Origin of the sequence: Methylotuvimicrobium sp., assembly GCF_050611805.1 — a bacterium.
Classification (GTDB): Bacteria; Pseudomonadota; Gammaproteobacteria; order Methylococcales; family Methylomonadaceae; genus Methylotuvimicrobium.
Map to the genome: position 1 here is coordinate 50,889 of NZ_JBNGHF010000023.1, position 21,100 is coordinate 71,988.

At 50.0% G+C, this 21,100-nt stretch carries 19 protein-coding genes; 1 reads left to right on the forward strand and 18 read right to left on the reverse strand.

The window, feature by feature from the left end; translation table 11 throughout:
- Positions 1 to 4 precede the first annotated feature (4 nt).
- From ACRJJO_RS12680 to ACRJJO_RS12710, 7 genes are all read right to left on the reverse strand, one after another.
- Positions 5 to 1,315: a TRAFs-binding domain-containing protein gene (locus ACRJJO_RS12680; protein WP_431066088.1), complete on the reverse strand. Its 1,311-nt coding sequence runs from the start codon at positions 1,313 to 1,315 to the stop codon at positions 5 to 7.
- 181 nt (positions 1,316 to 1,496) lie between these two features.
- Positions 1,497 to 2,087: a hypothetical protein gene (locus ACRJJO_RS12685; RefSeq protein WP_431066089.1), complete on the reverse strand. Its 591-nt coding sequence runs from the start codon at positions 2,085 to 2,087 to the stop codon at positions 1,497 to 1,499.
- 1,036 nt (positions 2,088 to 3,123) lie between these two features.
- Positions 3,124 to 4,641, reverse strand: coding sequence for a cbb3-type cytochrome c oxidase subunit I (locus ACRJJO_RS12690; protein WP_431066090.1), 1,518 nt, complete (start codon positions 4,639 to 4,641; stop codon positions 3,124 to 3,126).
- 2 nt (positions 4,642 to 4,643) lie between these two features.
- Positions 4,644 to 5,240, reverse strand: a complete 597-nt coding sequence (locus ACRJJO_RS12695; RefSeq protein ID WP_431066091.1) for a c-type cytochrome — start codon at positions 5,238 to 5,240, stop codon at positions 4,644 to 4,646.
- Positions 5,233 to 5,571 carry a hypothetical protein gene (locus tag ACRJJO_RS12700; RefSeq protein WP_431066092.1) on the reverse strand — a complete coding sequence of 113 codons (339 nt, stop codon included), beginning with the start codon at positions 5,569 to 5,571 and terminating at the stop codon, positions 5,233 to 5,235. Before ACRJJO_RS12700 ends, ACRJJO_RS12695 begins: the two co-directional genes overlap by 8 nt.
- Positions 5,572 to 6,219: 648 nt before the next feature.
- Complete coding sequence (locus ACRJJO_RS12705; protein WP_431066093.1) at positions 6,220 to 7,206, reverse strand: 2Fe-2S iron-sulfur cluster-binding protein; 987 nt, start codon at positions 7,204 to 7,206, stop codon at positions 6,220 to 6,222.
- Positions 7,207 to 7,222: 16 nt separating this feature from the next.
- Complete coding sequence (locus tag ACRJJO_RS12710) at positions 7,223 to 7,606, reverse strand: group I truncated hemoglobin (RefSeq protein ID WP_017840409.1); 384 nt, start codon at positions 7,604 to 7,606, stop codon at positions 7,223 to 7,225.
- Between the two features lie 347 nt (positions 7,607 to 7,953).
- Here ACRJJO_RS12710 and ACRJJO_RS12715 point away from each other — a divergent pair, with 347 nt between their 5' ends.
- The gene (locus ACRJJO_RS12715) at positions 7,954 to 8,589 is read left to right on the forward strand and encodes a helix-turn-helix transcriptional regulator (protein WP_431066094.1); all 636 of its coding nucleotides are present in this window, start codon (positions 7,954 to 7,956) and stop codon (positions 8,587 to 8,589) included.
- A gap of 263 nt (positions 8,590 to 8,852) precedes the next feature.
- Here the strand turns inward: ACRJJO_RS12715 and ACRJJO_RS12720 are convergent, their stop codons facing one another.
- From ACRJJO_RS12720 to ACRJJO_RS12770, 11 genes are all read right to left on the reverse strand, one after another.
- The gene (locus ACRJJO_RS12720) at positions 8,853 to 10,475 is read right to left on the reverse strand and encodes a SulP family inorganic anion transporter (RefSeq protein ID WP_431066095.1); all 1,623 of its coding nucleotides are present in this window, start codon (positions 10,473 to 10,475) and stop codon (positions 8,853 to 8,855) included.
- 807 nt (positions 10,476 to 11,282) lie between these two features.
- Entirely contained in the window at positions 11,283 to 12,458 is a 1,176-nt protein-coding gene (locus ACRJJO_RS12725; RefSeq protein ID WP_431066096.1) for a DUF3322 domain-containing protein, read from the reverse strand.
- A 3-nt stretch (positions 12,459 to 12,461) separates the two neighbouring features.
- Positions 12,462 to 13,241: a hypothetical protein gene (locus ACRJJO_RS12730; protein WP_431066097.1), complete on the reverse strand. Its 780-nt coding sequence runs from the start codon at positions 13,239 to 13,241 to the stop codon at positions 12,462 to 12,464.
- 56 nt (positions 13,242 to 13,297) lie between these two features.
- Positions 13,298 to 13,480 (reverse strand): transposase, encoded by a 183-nt coding sequence (locus tag ACRJJO_RS12735; protein WP_431066098.1) that lies wholly within the window; start codon positions 13,478 to 13,480, stop codon positions 13,298 to 13,300.
- A gap of 122 nt (positions 13,481 to 13,602) precedes the next feature.
- Positions 13,603 to 13,848, reverse strand: coding sequence for a DUF2442 domain-containing protein (locus ACRJJO_RS12740; protein ID WP_431066099.1), 246 nt, complete (start codon positions 13,846 to 13,848; stop codon positions 13,603 to 13,605).
- A gap of 11 nt (positions 13,849 to 13,859) precedes the next feature.
- Entirely contained in the window at positions 13,860 to 14,126 is a 267-nt protein-coding gene (locus ACRJJO_RS12745; RefSeq protein ID WP_431066100.1) for a DUF4160 domain-containing protein, read from the reverse strand.
- Between the two features lie 226 nt (positions 14,127 to 14,352).
- A complete protein-coding gene (locus ACRJJO_RS12750; RefSeq protein ID WP_431066101.1) occupies positions 14,353 to 14,586 on the reverse strand; it encodes a hypothetical protein in 234 nt (77 codons plus the stop codon).
- Positions 14,587 to 14,610: 24 nt separating this feature from the next.
- A complete protein-coding gene (locus ACRJJO_RS12755) occupies positions 14,611 to 14,811 on the reverse strand; it encodes a hypothetical protein (protein ID WP_431066102.1) in 201 nt (66 codons plus the stop codon).
- A gap of 428 nt (positions 14,812 to 15,239) precedes the next feature.
- The gene (locus ACRJJO_RS12760) at positions 15,240 to 18,593 is read right to left on the reverse strand and encodes an ATP-binding protein (protein ID WP_431066103.1); all 3,354 of its coding nucleotides are present in this window, start codon (positions 18,591 to 18,593) and stop codon (positions 15,240 to 15,242) included.
- Positions 18,586 to 19,362 (reverse strand): DUF4194 domain-containing protein, encoded by a 777-nt coding sequence (locus ACRJJO_RS12765; RefSeq protein WP_431066104.1) that lies wholly within the window; start codon positions 19,360 to 19,362, stop codon positions 18,586 to 18,588. The genes ACRJJO_RS12760 and ACRJJO_RS12765 overlap by 8 nt, the downstream gene beginning before the upstream one ends.
- On the reverse strand, positions 19,359 to 20,822 hold the full coding sequence (locus ACRJJO_RS12770) for a DUF3375 domain-containing protein (protein WP_431066105.1): 1,464 nt from the start codon (positions 20,820 to 20,822) through the stop codon (positions 19,359 to 19,361). Before ACRJJO_RS12770 ends, ACRJJO_RS12765 begins: the two co-directional genes overlap by 4 nt.
- Between the last annotated feature and the right edge of the window lie 278 nt (positions 20,823 to 21,100).

A 21,100-nucleotide genomic window follows, 5' to 3' on the forward strand; every position in this document is an offset into this window, starting at 1 on the left:
ACCTCTAATTGTTATTGTTGGTCAACTCTACATATTGCGTGAGCAAATCTTTCAATTTTATCGCTTGAGTTTCGCGGGTTTGCTGCATCCAATTCGGCACGTCCATGGCTTTGGCCTGGGCGTCCCATTTAGCTGCCGCCTGTTTGTCACCAAGCCCTATCGCCGCTTCAAAGAGCGTGGCGATCACCCAATAACGACCATGCTTATCTTCCAACTTGTCGACTAACGGGCTCGCGAATCGAATGACATCTTTACGCACGCGTTTGGCGTGGACAAAATCCGCTAAAGCCTCTTCGCGATTACCGTCTTGCAACGCATGAACGGCCCGCTGATTCAACAGGTAGGCTAGATTGATACCGTTGTAATGGTCCTGTTTGATATAAAAACCGCGTTCATAAGCGGATATGCTCTTTTCCAGGCATTCCGGACGATCGCACTCCTCCCACATGCGTTTATGTATCGCGCCCCATAAACCCAGCGTCTCCGGATTATTGGAAGTTTTCGGTTTCAATACTTTGAGAACCTCGCAGGCTGATTCCAATGCTGCGAGGACGGAAGGTTGCTTGCTTTTATAAGTCGCCAAGGCCAATTGCTGAACCACGAACGAGTCCTCGGGGCGCATTCTGTTGATTTCTTGCAGCAATATTTTGGCCGTTGAAAAGTCGTCGTTTTTGATGCTATCCATCGCCTTGTCGAGCATCTTTTTGGCACTGGGATTATCCTCGCCAATGATTTCTGCGACCGGACTCGGCGAAGTTCCGGCTAACGTAATGGACGGTTTCGGTGCGGAAGGCGAAACCGCCGATTTAAACAGTTGCGGTACTAGTTGCGGAGGCTTCAATTGCGGCAGATAGGTATAGACGGGACTGTCGGTTACGGGGCTGCCGATAATTTGTTTGATCGCCTCCTCCAACTCTTTCATAAGGCGCTGAGCTTCTTTGTAGCCAATTTCTTCACCCAAATGTTTATAGCGCCGAATCACGATATGCGACATATCGAAAGGGCTTTTAAACTGCTCTTCGGCCAAAACGATCGTCGTATGCGGCCGCAAAGCATAACGCACGCCGAGTTCGAAAGCCGCATTGACGTTGTAAGTGGACAGATCGGCGATGACCAGATCGGCATTCAACAGCCGCTCGTACATCGGCACATCGATCGTGCCGGAATGAACGATTTCATCGGCACGAATGCATTCCAGCCCGGCCGATTCCACCGCAATTTTAATGATTTCGTACGATGCATCGAGATCCAATTCGCGGCCGTTGGTGTAATCGGTTTTCTTGCCGTAGCCTTGAATGACAAAACATTGTTTCATGATAGATATCCTTCGAAATGTTTCGGTTTGCAGTATTTAGCCGCGAATTCGATACCGGCTCGGCTGATTTTTTTCGATACGTAAAATCGGATCAAGAACCAGAGCATCGGCGGGATTAATGTCGTTCATGCCTCGGGACCGAACCGCCATCCCGTATACCTGAAATTACCGATAATGTTTTTCACCACAATTCCCTGGTATTCAACCAATACACCTGGCCTGTCTTCTCATTGACTTCCCGGAACATATGCGCTGTTCCGCCCGGCGCATCGCCGCCCTCGCCGTTCCACAAACAAATAAAATGAACCTTTTCGGTACTATAGGCCATTGCCGAGTCTAGCAACCAACGATTGCAGCGCTCGTAAGGATTGACGTCTTCGGGCGGAGCACCTTGCACGGCCGGCGCGGATTCGATTCGCGCATGCGGCTTGATCTTATAGTATCGGTTCCTCCAGGATTCTCCGCACGGAAGCACCGATTTCTCAATGAATAACGGTTCATCGAAGGGCTGTAGCAGAATCAGTCCGACACCGCGTTGCAGACAGGCTTCCGCGAACAGTATGTCACCGCCGCAAGCACCCTGGGTCATCGCCAAATCTTCCGGACCGGCTTCGAGTTTATCGAGCGTTTCTGCTATTTTCTGCGCGGCGACGACTTCCTTGTCGGGTGGAAATCTCGGTTGGTTCCGATCGGGCGCATCGATCATGTGGCCGCTGAACAATAAAACCTGACGCGGGCGCCATTGGCCTTTGGGCTTTCGAAACTGATTCATGGCATACCCCGGAGTATCGATGGCGGTTCGGATATTCTTTGATTCAAATCCCGGCTATCTCACCGAACTCAATATGATAAAGATCGAATTCGGTACTTAGGATTTCGTGATAAATAACTTCCTGAAACTATGCGCTTTGTTGAGGGTTCGGTAAAAGGGGGAAGTTATTTACGACCAAACCCTTATCGGCACTAATCGACGATAGCGTGCAGCCTCTGTCCAATACTAAACCGGTCTTGTCAAATCGGTCAGGAAAGAAAAACCGGCAACGATACCGACTTCGATGGACGAAGCATTCGATTGGCTTTAATTCCAAACGATAGAAACCCATTAGTGGCATAAAAGGATCTGAACAGATCTTCAGTGTAGATTCGAAACAGGCACTTGTAAACATTGAAGCCCGTCACATTTTTTCTTTAAGACTTAGAACACTGAACCTCTGCGATAAACTTCGATGGTGGGCTACGATAACGGCCTGGAGCTATGAACTTTGTTGAGGGTTCGGTAACTCGCTCGGCAGGACGCCGCGAACCCAGCACCTAAATTATCCAAGACAGTTAACCATAGCCAATGGGCTATGAAATTTAGGTGCTGGGTGAATACGTCCATGCTTGAAGGCGGCGACTGATTGCCAAGGATGGCATGAATGCAGATTTTGCAGGAGCAAAAATCTGCCCTGCCACCGACACCTGCCAATCGAGCAACCGCACCCTGTTCGATTCGAGTACTTTCACAGTAACTCATGCACCAAAATAGGGAGCCAGCATCGAAAAAACATAACTTTTGTGCATTAAAAGCCATTGTTTTGTCTTAATAGCGATTTTCGTGATTTAACTGCATTTCTAAATAAAGATATTTCTTATTTAATATCAGAATGTTATTGTATTTTTAAAAACTTTGGCATAGGAAATGCCTTAGTATTAACAAGCAGAAATGCTTTCGTTGTGTGTCCTCCTTTGTGATTGTTTGTTAAGGCCTTGGCGCTTTATTCTTTCGAATAAAGCGCCTTTTTTTATGCGGCAAATGACTTGTTTTTTTAGGCCTGTTGCGGCATTTCAGCCTTACGCTCTTCGCCTTTGCCGATCGTTAGCAAGTCCCAAACCAACAAGACTAACCCGCTTGCAGTGATCAATCCGAAAAACAAACGCCACGTCATCGCACTTTGGAAAGCCGGCTGAGACTGCGCAGCGAAATAGCCGCCCCAAGTCGATCCTTCGACGGCGCGTTCGACGAACGATTGTTCGTAACCGGCAATCAATAAGGCAATCGTCATCCCAAGGACGCCAACATTCAGTAGACCCAAGGCCCATTTCCAGCGCCAGGCATTCTTGATGCCTCCAGCCATCCAGACATCACCTCGCCAGTGCTGTATCGCCAAATAAAAGAATGCGATATTGATCGTCGCATAGGCGCCGAAAAAGGCCAAATGTCCGTGCGAAGCCGACCATTGCGTGCCGTGCGTGTACAAGTTAATCTGCGGCAGCGTATGCATAAAGCCCCAAACGCCCGCTCCGAAGAAGTTACCGAAGGCTTGCGCAATGATCCAGGCTAATGCCGGATGATTGCCGGTCTTGAACGAATGCGCCCCGGAGTCGTAAACCGCATGCACGACCATTGCGACCAACGGTATTGGTTCAAGTGCCGAGAAAAAACCACCGATCGTGAGCCAATATTCGGGCGTGCCGATCCAAAAATAATGATGCCCCAAACCCAAGATGCCAGAACCGAACATCAGCGCGACTTCGATATACAGCCAGGTTTCGACGATTTTTCGCCGGACGCCGAGCAGTTTCATCAACGACCAGGCCATGATCACGCCAACCAAGACTTCCCATGTCGCTTCGACCCAAAGATGAATGACCCACCACCACCAATATTGTTCGTGCGTGATATTGGTCATATAAAACATCCCAGCCACATACAAACCGGCCAAGGCAACCAAGTCCAATGTCAACACACCTGCGATTCCGGACCACTTACCTTTACTGAAGGTCACAACGACGTTATAAAAGAACGTCAACACAACCGCGACGATACCAATATCGGCCCAGCGCGGCGCTTCGATGTATTCACGGCCTTCATTGATGAACCACAAACTGGAATCTTTGCCCGGCCCGATTTGCACGAGTAAATAAACCAATACGACAAGCATTACCGCGCTTGTCAAAATCCAAAAAGCCCAAACCCCGTACTTTAAACCGACGATTTCAGTGCCGCTTTCATCTTCCAACAACCAATAGATGCAACCGAAGAAGCCGTATAACATCCACACAATCATCGCATTGATATGCACCATGCGGTTGACGCTGAAATCCAAAAATTCGTAGAGAAATCCTGGAAAGATAAATTGCAGCGCGGCCAACAGTCCGAACAGAATCTGCGCACAAAACAAAATCACCGCAACGATGAAATATTTTACCGCCAGTTGTCTGCCGGGACTTAAGGTACTACTATCCAGTTGCACCCAGTTCTGAAAATCCTGCCAATAACCGCGCGATCGATCAACTAATACGCCCGCGTTTTCAATCACACCCGCTAATCCACCCGATTTCATGATCAATCCTCCGCGTACAAGGTTTTAAAGTTATAGGGAAAGCCGTTCGTGTCGATACTCGACATCCATTTCAAAAAGGCCACAACGCCTTTAGCTTCGGCTTCGGTAATGCCCAAGTTCGGCATCTTGCGTCCTGTACCAAAAGTACGGGCGTTCTTTTCCGGGTTCATTAAAAACTGCAACATCATGTCCTCGCGCATCTCAGGACTGATCCAGCCTTGATCCAACCAGGCTTTGGTCAAATCCGGCGCGTAATAAGCACCGTTGCCGAGCAAGGTATGGCAATTCATGCAATTTTTAGCTTGCGTGGTTTTTTTACCTAAATCGACTAACTCTCTCGCTTCTTCTTCGGTGAATTCCTTACCGAATAACAGCTCTTCTCCGCCGATGACCGGCATAAATTTATTCAATTCTTTATCAAATTGATAATCGATTTGTTTATTGATCACGTCATAGGCAGGAACCCTCTGCGTTCCTGCCGTAGTTTTTTTGAGTGAATCGAATGTTAAGACAACTAATATTAAAAACGACCCGGCCGTTACCCAGATCGCGGTTTTTTTCCAGAATGACTCCGATGCCCACAACGGTGTTTCATTCATCGCTCCTCCTCTTATTTATTATTATAGCGGCCTCTTCATTATGATGCGTTTTAACACATAGATGCCAGATGCCTATCGGTGCAAAAAAATAGCCGATGATCATCAAAATGGTGACAATCAGCCAGTAACCCGAAAAATTGGCGGCACTCGACAATACGCCGACCGATATGACCAACACGGCGTAAGAAAAATAAGCGGCAATTTTGATTCGGGAATTCGGGTTCACTTTAGACCAAGCATAGAGCAGCGCATAGCTTGCGCCGGCCAGAATGATCAAAGCGGATGAAAAAAACGTGATGAAAAAATCTTTTAAGGCAACGGGTTCGATCATAACCTACTCAAAAAATTGCGCAGCAAAATCCGGCCGGCATGAATGAAAATGATAGTCTCGCCGTATGACGAAATCCCCAAAATAACCGAAAGAGGCTCGGTTATTTTTGATTAGGAACGGGGACTAAGGATTTGGCCGTAAATTACCCCCCTATTTTAAGCAGGGTTCGGTTGCTCGATTGGCAGGTGTCGGCAACAGGGCAGATTTTTGCTCCTCGGCAACTGCTCCTGCGTTGCCTTACCTCCTGCATCCTTGCAGTCGTCGGCAATTGCTGAGTTACAAAGATGTAACGAATGCAGAAAATGCAGGAGCATTTTTCTGCCCTGCATCGCCTAAAGCGCCTACTGTTGGTGCTCTAATACACGCCATCCATGGCAATCAGTCACCGCCGTCAAGCCTACACGGACGTATTCACCCAGCACCGAAATTCCATAATCTATTGGCTATGGTTAGTCCTCTTGGATAATTTAGGTGCTGGGTTCACGACGTCCTGCCAAGCGAGTGACCGAACCCTCAACAAAGCTGGACGTTATTTATCACGAAATCCTTAGGCTCAACGTGAGGCGTCGAACCATTGACAAACGTAATAGAAAAAACAAACCTCGAAATAGGTGCGCGATTCGTACCCTACGAAAATCCGAATATATATCAGTCCAGTGTAGGCGATGCGACATGAAATGCATCGGAATAAATATCTTGTAGCGAAGCGCCGTTTAAGTAAGCCATTCTTTTCGCATGATTTACCATGTCCGGATGCCCGCATAAATAAACACGCCAGCCTTTTAAATCGGGAATGTTTGCCATTGCTACATCGTTAGCACGGCCTTGCGCGACGCCTTCCGGCGCATCGCCTCTCGATACGCAAGGCGTATAGTGAAAGTTCTCGTATTTATCAGCGAGTTCACGCATCTCGTCGATCCAATAGAGGCCATCCACGTCTCGACTGCCATGATACAAATGGATAGGACCGGTATGCCCCTCCTCCAAGGCTTCATGGATTATCCCAGCCAACGGCGCCAAACCGCTACCGGTGCCGATCAATAACAGGCTTTGTTCCATTTTATCGGGCAAATAGTAACAAAGTCCCTGAGGGTCGGACACGGCAATCGTATCGCCGATATTTAATTCCTGATGCACCCATTCGCTGAACTTTCCGCCCGCCAACCGGCGAATATGAAAAGTCAGTTTTTCGGCATGCCTTCGGCTATTGGAGATAGAATAACTCCGAATCAAACCGTCCGCACGTTTTAAATTGACAAATTGTCCCGCATAATAATCCAGTGCGTCTTTACACTGTATCGTTAATAAAACAGTCTCAGGATTAAGCAGTTCCTTTGCGATAACCGTACCTTCGGTAAAGTATTCGGGTTGATGGCCCAGGGTAATCGACATGTCCTGTTCGGGATAGCATAAACAAGCCAAAAAATGGTTTTGCTTACACAAAACATCCTTCAAGCCCTTTTGCGCGTGAGCGGGGGGAGGAACATCCAAACTGCGCACCATACAACTTTGGCAGGCGCCTTGTTTGCAACTAAAGGGAATATCGACATTGTCGCGCAATAAAGCTTCAAGAACTGTTTCACCCTCATGGCAAATAGTCTCATGCTCGTCCAATATGATTTTTTTCAGGGCCATCGTCAAACTTCCCTAATTATCTGCCTAATACATCGTTGCGGGTACTTTCTGCAATCGAAGCGACTTGCTCGATTAGGTTATCAGGCACGTTCAATTCTTTCAATGTTCCGCCTAAATGTTCCATAACGGCATCGAAATGCGAATCGTCCAACCCCATTTTGACTAATCTAGCATGGGCGTTGCGCATATCGGCACCGGTGTAACTATTCGGTCCGCCGAATGCCATTGTTAAAAACGCTTTTTGTTTCGCCGCCTGTTGCTCCATGTCGACATTATCGAAAAAGCGATTGATTCGGTGATCCGCTAATACTTTACGGTAAAAAATGTCGACTGCCGTATTAACAGCCGCTTCTCCACCGATTTGTTCAAATAATGATTGATTAGGTGTAGCTTCACTCATCGTTATCTTCCTTTGTTTATGTTTATATTTCTATCGCTGAGCACCAAAGGCTCAAGAACAGTAATTATTCACACCCTATCGTTCCCACGCTCTGCGTGGGAATGAAGACCAAGACGCTCTAGCGTCTCGTACCGCTGGAGCGGTACTCAGGCGTTCCCACGCAGAGCGTGGGAACGATAATTGCCGGGGGACTGAATAGTTACCAAGAACAAGTTTAGTCTCGATACCATTCTTTTGCAATATTTATATTACATAAGTTACATATTTGCTTTATTATGCTATGCTTGCTATTTGAAATAGCCTATAAATTGGCGTAAAAAACGATTATTCAAGGGGAGGAGGTTATTTTGACAAAAGGAATAGGCACTCGACGCGAGCAAATATTGAAATTACTGCTCGAGTCAAGATTAGGCCTGGGTATCGATGAGATTGCCGAACAGCTGGATATTTCCAGAAATGCGGTTCAACAACATTTATCCAGCCTTGAACAAGAACAGCTGGTTAAAAAAGACATATTCAAAAGCACGGGAGGACGGCCGTCCCGAAATTATGTCTTGACCGAACACGGCATTAATTACTTTCCGAAGCAATACTCATGGTTCGGTAATCTGGTGTTATCGGAACTTAAGTCTGAAATGTCTGAAGATGCATTTCGACAGTTCATGTGGCGACTCGGCGTTAAATTGGCTAAAACGCTTCTCACTCAATTTGACGGCAAACAACCCGATGAAAAAGTCGCGGCACTGGTCGACACGATGCAAAGCTTGGGTTATGAGGCATCGCTTGATATCAACACAGGCCAGCCAATAATCAAAGCCTCCAACTGCGTCTATCACGACTTAGCCCAACAGTTCAGCGAACTCTGCGATTTTGACCATGCCTTGATTTCGACACTGCTCGATCGACCGATCGAACAAACCGCCTGTATGGCTCGAGGAGATTGCTCTTGTGCATTTTTAATCAAATCCGAGGTGTCCGGATGATCTTTGTTAAATCGAAAGACGTATTTCTTCAATAAAGAACTGAAATATCTTCCGCAGAGGCGCTGAAAATATAAAGATTTAAAACACTTTCCGGTTTCCGCAAGCCAATGGAATTATGGGATTTAACAAACTAAAAAATTAAAAACTCTGCGCCCCTGCGGGAGTATTCTTACTTTTCACAACCGTGGCAAAGAAACCCAGCAGCAACATACCGAAAATCAATTTGAAACCGAAGTTAGGGCCAAAAGCCTCGTTCGGCCCTCTCAATAATCTTTTTGCATAATTCTCATAGAATCGAGCTCATGAAGGCTTTGTAATTGCGCAACCGGCACCAGCGCTTCATGTAGACTCGTAAAAAGAATTCGCTCATTAAAACTCGAACTCTTTGCATTGAGTAATTGATCGCGCAGAGCTGACTTAACCAGAACTCTAACCTGCATCGAACGCCCCTGCAGATAGCGCACCACTTCATCCAGCATCACGATAGCACTCAGATCCATCAAATCCACGCGCCGACAGTCGAGTATCACCTCCTCGGTATCCATGATGCTGTCGACCGCCTCAATGCGGTCCAACATCTGACTGGTCGAACCGAAAAACAGCGGACCCTTGATCGACATAATTCTAACACCCTCCCCTGGTTTTTCTGTCAAATGATAGTCATGATTGGTCTCGAAACTAATGTCGGCCTGCTGCGCTAAACGCCAAGTCAACATCCCCATGGCCAAAATCACGCCGACCGTCACGCCAATGACCAAATCGACTAACACGGTCAGTAGCAACACACAAAACATGATCAATACTTCCGAACGAGTCGAGCTCGACGCCAATTTGAACATTCTGTAATCGATGATATTAAAACCGACCTTGATCAAGACACCGGCTAGCACCGGTAACGGAATTTGACTTGCCAGCGGCGAGAGTTCAAGCAATAACAACAACAGGAATAAAGCATGCATCACTGAGCTCAGCCGTGTTTGCGCACCGGCCTTGACATTGACCACAGTGCGCATCGTCGCTCCCGCACCCGGCAAGCCGCCGATGAAAGCACACAAAATGTTACCCAACCCTTGCGCAATCAACTCTCGATTGGGCTTATGATGCGTATGCGTAATCGAATCGGTTACTAATGAAGTCAACAAGCTATCGATACTGCCCAACAAAGCCAACGTCAACCCTAACATAAACACCGAGGACCAATGTTCCAGACTAAAAGACGGGAAATGCAACTTAGGTAACCCGCCCGGGATATCGCCGATCACGGCGGCTTCAAGGCCCGCAAAGACGGCCAGTTGGGTACCAATAAAAAGCGCCAACAACGGTGAAGGAATGAAGCGGCTGATTTTGATAGGCGTCAAAAAAACAATTGCCAAGGTCAGCGAACCCAAAAACATCGAATCGAACCGGACCGATTCGATGACTGACGGTAAATTAAACAAGGCCGATAGTGTGGAGGAATCCGGTGTACCGCCTAATAGCGGCGCCATCTGCAAAATGATGATGATCATGCCGACGCCGCTCATGAAGCCGGAAATCACTGGATAAGGAATAAACCGCACCAAGCCGCCCAACCGTATCAAACCGAACAAGATTTGTAACAAACCGCCAATCAAAACAACGGCCAACGCCAACTGGAAATTCCCTCCGAAAGTCGTCAAAGCCGAAGCAAAAACGACCGTCATCGGCCCAGTGGGTCCACTCACCTGTAATTGAGTGCCGCCAAAAACGGCGGCAACCAAACCTAACGCAATCGCACCATAAAGACCGGCTAATGCACCAGCACCGGATGCGACACCAAATGCAAGCGCCAACGGCAATGCAACAACACCCGCAGTCAACCCGCCGAATATATCGCCTTTCAGCATCGCAAAGGAATAGTTTTTCATAAAGCCCAACACCAAAAAAAATTAATCCTTAAAACTCAAGCAATAAATAATCCAACTCGGGCTTCACAAATCTACTCCTGATTAGCAAGTTTCTTTAGCTAAAAACGGCCAACCACATCACGCTCTTTCCCAAGCTCCGGCTCTCATCGTTATACATAAATTGTAGGGTACGCTGCGCGTGCCAAAGCCGTGCCCTGGCGGCTCGGTTGGCACATGAACATTGCGGGGTTACCATGGTACGCACAGCGTACCCTACGCGGATCGCCTAGCCGCGAGTGTTAAGTAACAGTAAATGGTATCGAGGTCTCATTGGTTAAGATTGCAAAAGGGTATATTTTGACTTATGTATAACGATGAGAGCTCCAGCTTCCTGAGACCGACACAACCTACGCTCACTCTCAATCAACCCCGACTCGTTCCCTTAGCAGGACGGGGTTTGCAACCCCGTCCTAAACGTTTTGACTTTGGCCGAAGTCAGCCGAAATGTTTAGGGCAAACCGAAACGTTGGGGACGGGTTAAATAACCCGTCCCGCAGAAGGTTTTTGCGACTACGATTGGCCCCTGCTCGGACACTAGGCTTCGGCAAGCTAAAGCATCTTGCTAATCAGGTATCTACCTGATTAATAATGAGAATTCAAGAAATAGATCACATGGACTTATAACCTTAGAAAAGCATTTCGCTATAAAGATCATAAAAGATTCTCGTTCCCACCGCTTCAGCGTGGTAATACATACCGATCTTGCCTCAGCAGCCGAGGTATGGTTTCCAAGGAGGACCGCAGGAACCGGAAAATTCCGTCTCATAATTAATGCCAACCCAGCAAACACGCCCGAATATAATCCGGCGCCAAGCGCTCTTGTTCCAGCCGCGTTTTTTCGTAATGCCGACTTTGCAAGCGTTCAAACAATTGTTGTTCCGCTTCGGTCAGATATTCAGGCAGCCTAGTCTGGGGACTTTCTTCATCGACCATGCGGTTTCGATATTCAAGAACGGTAACCTCATCCATCATCAACGCCTGCAAATGCGGTTGACGCCGACGCGCGTCGCTCAAAATTGTCAGGCCCCAGCTATCGATATCGCCCCAGTAAGCGATACTTTTCTGCTTGAGCCACTCGGTATCCATCCAGGCAGTATTCCTGCCGCCGCCGAATACCGCAATGGTGTCGTCCAGTTCCGGCAACGCATAACCGCTTTGCTTGTTTTCGACGACCAGAATACGACTGACAGGCAAGACATAGCTTTGCAGCGTCCGCGTATCCATTTGCAAAACCGGCAAACCGGCTAGTCGATCGCGACCTTGCCGACACAACGGACGCACTAACAGCCAGCCGCTCGGATTAGCGATACAATTCAACCAATTCAACAAGCCACCTCGTTCAGTCACCGAGCCATCATGAAGCCGGTCCGCCAAGGCTTCGATCAAGCCATGATAATTTTCAACGAACTTGGTATCGACGCCCTTCAGCGACAAGGCGCGCAAATAAGCGCCATGCCCCATGTCCCGATGTAACTGAGGCAGTAATTGCGCCAATAGCGCGCTATCGTCCGGCCCCATGCTTTCCAGTACCGACAGTTGTTTGATTAAAACGGAGGACAGGCGAGCATCGATATTCAACAGCGGTCGCATCAACTGCTCCCAGCGCTGTTTTCTAGCTTCGGCTTTCGAACCCAGAACGGCTATCAACGCCGGCATCGAATCGATTTGCACAGCAACGGGCAGTGCTTGCTCACCTAGTTGCAGGAATTTTTTAATTTGCCAGTTCACTTGACCCGGATTCGGCCAACACCTCCAGCTTTCGATAAAGCGTCGGAAATGCTCCAGATTGGCCAAAGCCTGAGCACCGGTCGGCGCTTTAAGCGCTATTCGGATAGGAAAAGGACGGTCGCCGCTCAAACGGCCGCGCAGGTTTTCAGCATTCAGCCACTCGCGTGTTCGCAATTGCGCCAGTACTTCTTCCGGCAGCAGTCCCCATCGGCTCATTGATTACGGTTTTTCTTGCTTGACTTGCCGGTAGATGTCATTGAGCCTGGGCGTCTCCAATCCGGCTTCCCCGGCATAGTGCAGAGCACGCTCCAAGCGGAATCGAGCGCTACGGCCGAGGCAATTTCTGTCGGGACAATCCTCAATGCCTTCAATCATGCCGGCAATCAGCTTTTCTGCAGGAAGTTCTTGGCCGCTTAGCCATTCCAGAATACCGATCGCTTCCAATGCAACTTCCCGAACTAGCTTGCCATGCTGTGCCCATAATTCTCCAACCGTACCGCCGCAAGACAAACCGCAGATATTGACCGTCATGATATAAAGCGATTTACGCAGAAGTTGGTATACCAATTGAGGTTCATCTTCCAGCAAGCGCGTAGGAATATCGATTGCCTCCAATGCATGAATTAGCTCATCGGCATGAGGGCCATACACCGGTGTATAGAGAATATTGGTCAACGCCATCCCCGGTTTCTTTTCAAACCAGACCACGGCAACGGTAGGATTATCGATGCCATGCTGTTGCCAATGACGAGGTAATAATTCGTTTTGCACGAGTCCGACTTTATCTCGCCAGGACTTGGGAAGATCCTTCAATATCCTGTCCAGTTCGCTTTCTTGCACCGTGATCAAAACAAGGCCCGGCGTCGGTATTTGATCAGCCGCGTCAAAGAGTGCCGTTTGCCGGGTGATCGGATAAACCGGATGTCCGCAACGTAAAAAACCGCGCGCGAATTCGCCGCCTAATTCCCCGATACCGATCAGTACAATGGGTGCTTTCATAGTATTAACGAAACTTCCAGACAAGCCGGCGATGTTAAACAATTAACCATCACAACTCAAGCGCCCCGCCTTAAACAATACGCATGGCAATACCAATCGTAACGATTAACGGCATTTTGTAACAACGCCAAAAACCGCTCCCGATCGGCATCGTTACGATAGATATTTTCTTGAGCGTTGCCGCGAGCGGTTACATGGTAGAGCGCTCCTGCAAATTCAATGCGTAAAGGCCTGGCCAATCGGGATGCTGTCCGACTAAACTGAGTCTCAAGTTAAATCACCAAGATCTGAATGTCATTGTAAGGAACGACTGACACCGAACTCCTCAATCGCGCGGTTTTTTCACGTCGGCTGAAGTACCTTATTGTGCGACTGAACGTTCGCTTTTGTTGTAAACAAACTCAGGATCAAGATCTATCCCCGAATCCCACTCTATGGTATCAAAAGATACACGGACTCGATTGAATACATTGCGTTCTTTGAGTCTCTGAAAAACACCAAAATCCAAATACGGCTTCATATCTAAAGTTCCTCTTTCTCCGTTATCAAAGACTATTGAGAGAAGATAATCTTCACCCGGAGTGACATTTTTAACAGATGGATACATAATTTTACCTCTTACTGTAACGGTTGGATTTTAAATGGTTCCTCACCATTCATCACCAGATCCCAATCAGCCATCAGCTCTTCCTGATGAAGTTCCGCCCATGCCAAGACAAGCTTAGTCTGCTTTCTTGGTAGGTCGCCTTGTATTACCTCGCATGTTCGGATATCAATGGTCGCCTTATGCTCACCAAAGTAGACGTGAAAATGTGGCGGAGGATGCTCCTTCGGCGCGTAATACATCCGAATAATAATTCCGTAGAACATTGAAATTGTTGGCATTAACTTTCTCCAGCCTATCAGCAAAAGAAGGGGGTCGCAAAAATCGGGTAGCGCGCGCAGGAGGCATTGAGCATTAGCGATGCTCATTGATCGCGACCAATACCCACAGGGCACAAGAGTAGTTCGTTCCTCACCACATCGTACTTACTATTTTTTAGCAATAAAAAGGCCGTATCTCTTTTATTTCTTGCAATATAGCGCCTTACACGCCCTCCTTTTGCTCTACTCAGTCTTGCGGTAGCCAAAGATCACCTAAGTTCATGCTGATCGCATCGAATGGCGGCGCATTGACGATATCATCGTTTTGCCAAGCGCGCTCCAACAACCAATGTCTGTCGAGCAGGCAATATGCCTCCAATATTTGAAGATCGGGACGCGGATTCAATCTAATCGGTCGTTTTAACCGTTTTTTAGAATCAGGCAGTAACTCAATGCCGCGCACCACTTCATAAATCACCATCGCCGCAATTGTGATTTGTACATGTTATTTGAATCCGCGATCAACACCTTCGATTTGATACTTATTTAAAAATTCTGCTAAAGCGATCCCTGTATTATCTTTTGGCTCTGAAAATTCATAAATAATCGCCGCTTTAGCTTTAGCCGCTGGAATGTCATCAGGCAACGATAAATCGAGCTGGTGATTGTTAGGGATTTCAGTTTCTCTTTCATAGTAGGCTTGCATGGTTGTTTCCTCGATAATTGGGTTTGAAGTCCCTAGGTACTCACAGCAATCAGATTCCGTCGTCAAACTTACATGGATGTATTCACCCAGCACCTAAATGCCATAGTCCATTGGTTATGATTGACTAACTTGGATAATTTACTGTGAAAGTTCGTAGATTAGGATACTTTATCTAATTTTTCGATAAGAAAAACAATGCCGACTCAACAGAGGGTGCGATTGCTCGATCGACAGGCGTCGGCGGCAGGGCAGATTTTTGCTCCTCGGCAATTGCTCCTGCATTGCCCTAATACACGCCATCCATGGCAATTAGATTCCGCCGTCGAGCCTACAAGGACGTATTCACGGCGTCCTGTCGGGCGAGTGACCGCCCCTCCGCCACCAGAGAACTTTCATTTGCTGGAGCGATTGCCTGGCTTTCATAAACGCTAGGATGCCAACACCACATCGAATGCTTCGGCTTGTTGCCGCAAACGCTCGTCGATCTCTTGCCAGGTCACTTCGCACAGGCTACTTTCATGCGCCGCTCCGTCGCGTTCGGCAATCAACAGCGAGCTGGCGGACTCGCGCGCCAAATTTAGGTTCTTATAGGGCGTGATCAAATTGACATGAATATGCAGCTCCTTGAAGATGCGCAGTACCCGGCGGCTGACCGCTTCGGCCGTATTCGAAAAGGCTTCGTCGAGAAATACGGTGCTGTAGACCGGCCTATCGCTGCCATCCGGCGTCAATACGTAAGCCAGACTCGCCGCGACGATGGTGCCCGCAAACGATTCTTTTTCCCCGCCGGATTTACCGCTGGACGACATCAACACATCGCGAATCTTGCCGTCTTCCGCGCCGATTTCCTCGGCATAAAACGACAGTTGATGACGCGGATCGAGCAAACGCAGACTTTCCTGCGTATTGGCCGTAGCCGGATTACTGGCCTTTTCCAGAATAGCGATGACCTGCTGCAAGCCGGCGAAACGCGCTTCGTGATCGTCGCTGGTCAATTGCTCCATGACTTTGCTCAACAGGCGATTGAAATGCTGCACATGCTCGTATTGCTCGTTTTTCATGCCCAATTGCAAATAACTTCCGGCCCGGAATTCGGTCCGCTCCAGCACCCGGTTGATCGTTTGGATGCGCTCGTCGATGTCTTCCCGCTCCGATTCGATTCGTGTGCGTATCCCCGCCAGCGATTGCGTCGCGTGTCGGTTGAGGCGTTCGCGAAACTTTTCGACCAAGGCCGGCAGGCCTTCTTGCTCCAATTGCGCTAAATGCGCCAGATAATCCTGCAGACTCGCCAGATCCCCGCCCCAATCAGCAGCGATGATTTCCCATTTCGCACGAAAACCGGTCATGATGCCGACCGCCGACCGGCTGGCCCGGTCTTTGCGGGCGCGAACGACTCCTCGTTGCTGTTCCATATCGCGGCGATAACGCTCCTCGATTTTCGCGGCTTCTTCCAGTTGCGCGTCCTTGAGTGCGCCTATTTTTTTCAGCAATGCCGCGCGCAAATCGTCGGCAACGCCGGTTTCGGCCAGCTTCAAGGCTTGTTGTCTGTTTTTTTCGGCGTTTTCATGGTCCTTACCGATCGCGCTCACGCGTCCGATTTGACCATCCTTTTGCTTTTGCAAATCCTGTAATGCCGCTTTCGACGCTTCCCAACGCACCTTCGCGGCGGCCAGATCGCCGCCGACCCGTTCTAATTGTTCGATATCGTGTTTATGTCCCGCGATGCGGTTTTGCCAGTACGGCACATCGATATCGGCCCAGCGGAACTGACTTAGTTCTTCCCATTGCCGGTCGCGCCGGTCGACCGAATCCATGGCTTCGCGAGCCTTGCCGACCGCCTTACCCAACTCGACGACTTCTTGTTTCAAGCGTTCGACATCTTGACGCAACAGAGCCAGGCGGCTTTTGTTGGAAAATCCCAATTGCCAGGCGCGGCGGTCGTCGATGCGCTGCTGATCTTTTTTCTCGAAGCGGCCGCGATCCATGTGCATCAAGCCTTGCCGCGTCATCGAAAAAGGCGTTTGGTCGAGCCGTTCGGTGCTTTCGACACAGTGCAGATCGAAACGCGCCAGGTGCCGTTTCAGCCAGTCGCGATAAGGATGCTCGCGCCAAGCCAGTTTGCGTAAATAGCCGTCGACTTTGAATTCCGGCGCCTGGTCGAGCTCGCGAACGACTTGCACGCGCACATGCAAGCCGGTATGACGTTGATTCAACCAGCGCGTGACCAATGGAAAATCGCTTTCCGGCACCGCCAGCGTCGTGCGCAGCCCGCCCAACGCACGCTCTATCGCGCCCTGCCAAGCGCGCACGTCTTCACGCACGTCCAACAATTCGCCGATGAACATCAGCTTGCCGCGATCCAAGCCAAGCGCTTCGGCCATTTCATCGCGCAGGATTTGAAACTTGGCGTCGATATTGGAATCGGGGCGCGCCTCGATTTCGCCGATTTCGTCCTGCAAGTGCCGTTGTTGTTCCTGAGCATTACTCAGTTTGGCGGCCTCCGCGGCGAAATCGTTCTGAACTTGCGTTTTTTCGTTGGCGATGGCTTCTCGGGCCTGTTGCGCCCGCTGCTGGTTGTCTTGAAAAACCGCTTCTTCGAGTCTGCCCTCCAATTGCAAACAGCCTGCAACTTGCTGATAGCGCGCGGCCTTGAGATTGACTTCGGCCAGTTTGGCTTCGGCGGCCTGCAAGTCTTTCTTGATGAATTCGATACGCTCGCCGCCGGCTTGCAGATAATCGGCATGGCATTGCTCGGAACGCTCCGCGGCTTCGTTCACTTGGTTTTCCAGCCGTTCGAGATGATCCTTGGCCTGCTGCAGCGCCGAAGCGATGGTTTCGATGCGCAACCGCCATAGCCCGGCGCATTGTTCGCCGAACCAAGCCGACAGGCCGTCCAATTCGGCATCCAGCTTTTGCAAATCCTGTTCGGCGCGCTGCAAGTCTTCGGTCACGCCAGGCAAGTCCGCCAAGGCATCGCGCTGCTGACGGGCGTCGAGTAACTGATTGTGAATGCCGACCAGATCGGCAAATTCGTCGACCGCTTTACGCGCATCGTCGCGCACATTGCTGGGTTCAAGCACCAGATCGCGGATCAATGAAGTCAGATCGTCGATTTTCTTCAGGCCCAAAGCCCTCGCCAATAACGCCGGCGCATTCGGGTTATCCATGTGCAGCAAGCGCCGGTAGCGTTCCTGATATTCGGAAAAACGGTCGTCGCAAGCGGTAATCATAGGATCTTGGCGTAAGAACTGTTTCAATGTACGCGGATCGCCGTCACCGAAGGCATCGAGCAATTCTTTCAAGGTCACATTACGGCGTGCGACTAGATAAACCCGCTTTAGATCGCCTAGGGCATTACCGGCATGCGACATCCAAAACAAGGCAGCGAGCGTTATTTGCGAACCGTCGTCGGCCTGATAAGAAGCCCGAAGTCCAGTGACGACCGCGCCTTCGCGCTTGCTCAATATCCGGGTCCGGCCTCCGTCGTGGGCACTGCCGAAACTGCCGCGAATATAGCTCATCAAGCTGCGGTCGCTCCGGTCGCCCTGAGCCGCCGCGACATTAAACGTCGCCTTGCCGGCCGGCAGCAACAAGGCCATCAAACCGTCCACCAGAGTCGATTTTCCGGCGCCGTTATCGCCGGTGATCAAGGTACCATCGGGATCGATACGGGCCGTATGCAAACCGTGAAAGGAGCCCCAGTTATAGACCGACAATTCTCGCAGCCGGATCGCACCGCAAGCGAACACATCCCGGACTTGCGCGCTCTTCCCGTCAGACATCGGAAGCTTCCTGTTCTTCGCTCAGGCCGGCGCCAGTCGCTAGCTTCAGATATTCTTCGAGCATTTGCTCGAGAAAGGCCGCATTGACGACATAACGGATCACCGGCGTGATTTCAAAACGTTCTTCATCGCCGCGCACCGCCGCCAAAATTTTCCGGTCTTTCATGTTTTTCAACGCCCCGCTCAACTGCCGCCGGTCGCTGCGACTGCTGTTGGTCAGCGGCAGAAACGGCCGTAACGCGACATCGACGCGGTCGATATCTATAATAACGCGCTGTTCGCCGGCATTTTGCCGTTCTTGATAATGCTTGCGCAACACCAGTAGCAATAAGGTATCGTACAACGTCAAGGTTCGCCTGACAATCAGGCTACTGACTTCGTCGTCCTCGTCGAGCTCTTCCGCTTCTTGTTGCAGTAAAATAGCCAATCCCGCATGTTCGTCCAGCAACAGGCGCAGATACATATCGGCCAGATGGGCTTCGACTGGTGCGCGGTAGCGGCACAAGGCCTCGAATTGCAGGCGTTTATTGTCGGCCATGATCACGCCGTGGCGCAGCAACCCGACCAATGCACGGCGTGCTTCGGGCGGCAATCGGCCGGAATCGGCTTCCGTCTCGCCGCCGGCTTCGGACTTCTCGTCAAACGCGAGGTATTCATCGGTTTGCTGCGCGCTGGAAACCTCGGCCGGCTCGGTACGCCCTTGCAGTAAATCGAACAAATCGGGCTGCCCACTAGACTCTTCGCCAAGCGGTTTATCGAAAAAACTCACAAAATCAACTCCTCAAGTCGTTCGGGAAATTGCTCGGCGCTGAGCAAATAATGCGGTATTTCAGCTTTCAAGCACTGCCCGTTTCTATCTTTAATCTCAACGGTTTCCCTGCCCTGCAATTCGGTCGCGCCGACCGCGCGCGCAACCCTGAGAAATGCGATCAATTCTTCCAGGCCGGCCTGAATCGGCTGTCGCGCAACCAAACCGGCGATACTGAGCGGAATTCGGCTGGCCCGCAAGGTGCTGCGTAATTTTTCCGCGACAGCCAATACCTGTACCGCATGCAATTGCCGCAGCATCGTATCGCTGGGCGTGCCGGTATTGATGTGTTCCTGCACATTGCGCGTATCAAGCTGTTCCTCGGGCATTTTCAAAGACCAACTGTCCGGGGATTGTATTTTGACATGGCCGCTGTCGAGTCTGAGACTGGTTTCGTGACGCATCGAAATATCGGCCTCCTTAAATCCGACCCCCAAGCGTTCCAACTTGCCGAGCAATCGGTCCACGGCGCGCATTTCACCGGCCGCGCCGCTTTCGACGAACTGCCGCAGATTTTCCTCGGTACGGCGGCGCACCTGGAATACCCTGCCGCTTTCGCGGCTCAATTCGCGCATGAGTTTACCGAGAAAGCGGGCCTGTTGCTCACTGAGATTTTTCGCGGCCGGACGGCTTAAAATCGCTTTCAATTGTTCGCGTAATTCGGTGCTGCGATTTTGATCGCACAATAATTGAAAGAAGCCATCGAAAGCCCGGCCCGCATCGCTCGCGGCCAGCAGTTGCTCCTGTTCTAACAGACTCAGGATCACATCGCCGCGGCTGCCGCCGGATTCGATCATTTGTACGCGCAGGGTTTGGTCGATTTGCCGAATTTCGTCTTCGACACGGCGAAAATCGCCGGTCAACACTGCTGCCAATTGATAAATCTCGATAATCCGCTCGCGCTGTTCGGTATCCGATAATTCATGAACGATACCGGCCTCCAGTTCGTCGAGTTCACGCTGAATTTCGGCCTTGCGCGATTCCAGCAATTGAATGCGTTCAGCCGGGTCGGGACTGATCGCGACCGATAGATCCCGTACCGCATCTTGCACGATACGCAAATGCGACGCGGTAGCGTTGGTCTCGCGCTGATCCAATTGCCGGCAGAAACGCAGAGCGACCTCGCAGGCATCGGTTTTGCTCAAATGATCGTCCAACTCGCGCAACCAACCGGCTTGAATCCATTGCCGCAGATAGGTCGCAGCATTGACCTCGACTTCAATAATGCCCTGTTCGCGCCAATGCTCCAACTCGGTATCGAGCGCCATCTTGGCACGGCCGAACGCGATTTCGTCGGCCTCTTCGAACAAATCGGCGACAAAGGCCAGTATCAACGGTGCATTGTCCGAGCGCAACAAACGCCAGGCGGCATGCTCTTTGTGCAATCGGCGAAACCGGGCGTTTAGTTCGTGGAAACTCATGAATCAGTTTTAAGGCGCGGAATAAAGCTCAATTGCGGATTATATCGTGTATCGATACAATAAATCGCCTTGATAATGACAATCCATTATACCTTTCGCACTTCAAATTTCGGCGATGCCTAAAGAGGCACCGGGGTGATCGGCCCCTCACCTAGCGTTAGGCGAGGGGCCAGCATAGAGCCACATGGATGTATTGACGGCGTCCTTTGACGGTCACCCCGGCGCCGAATTTTGATCTACGATGATGATATGGACTCCTCTCACTGTGTTGGTGTCAA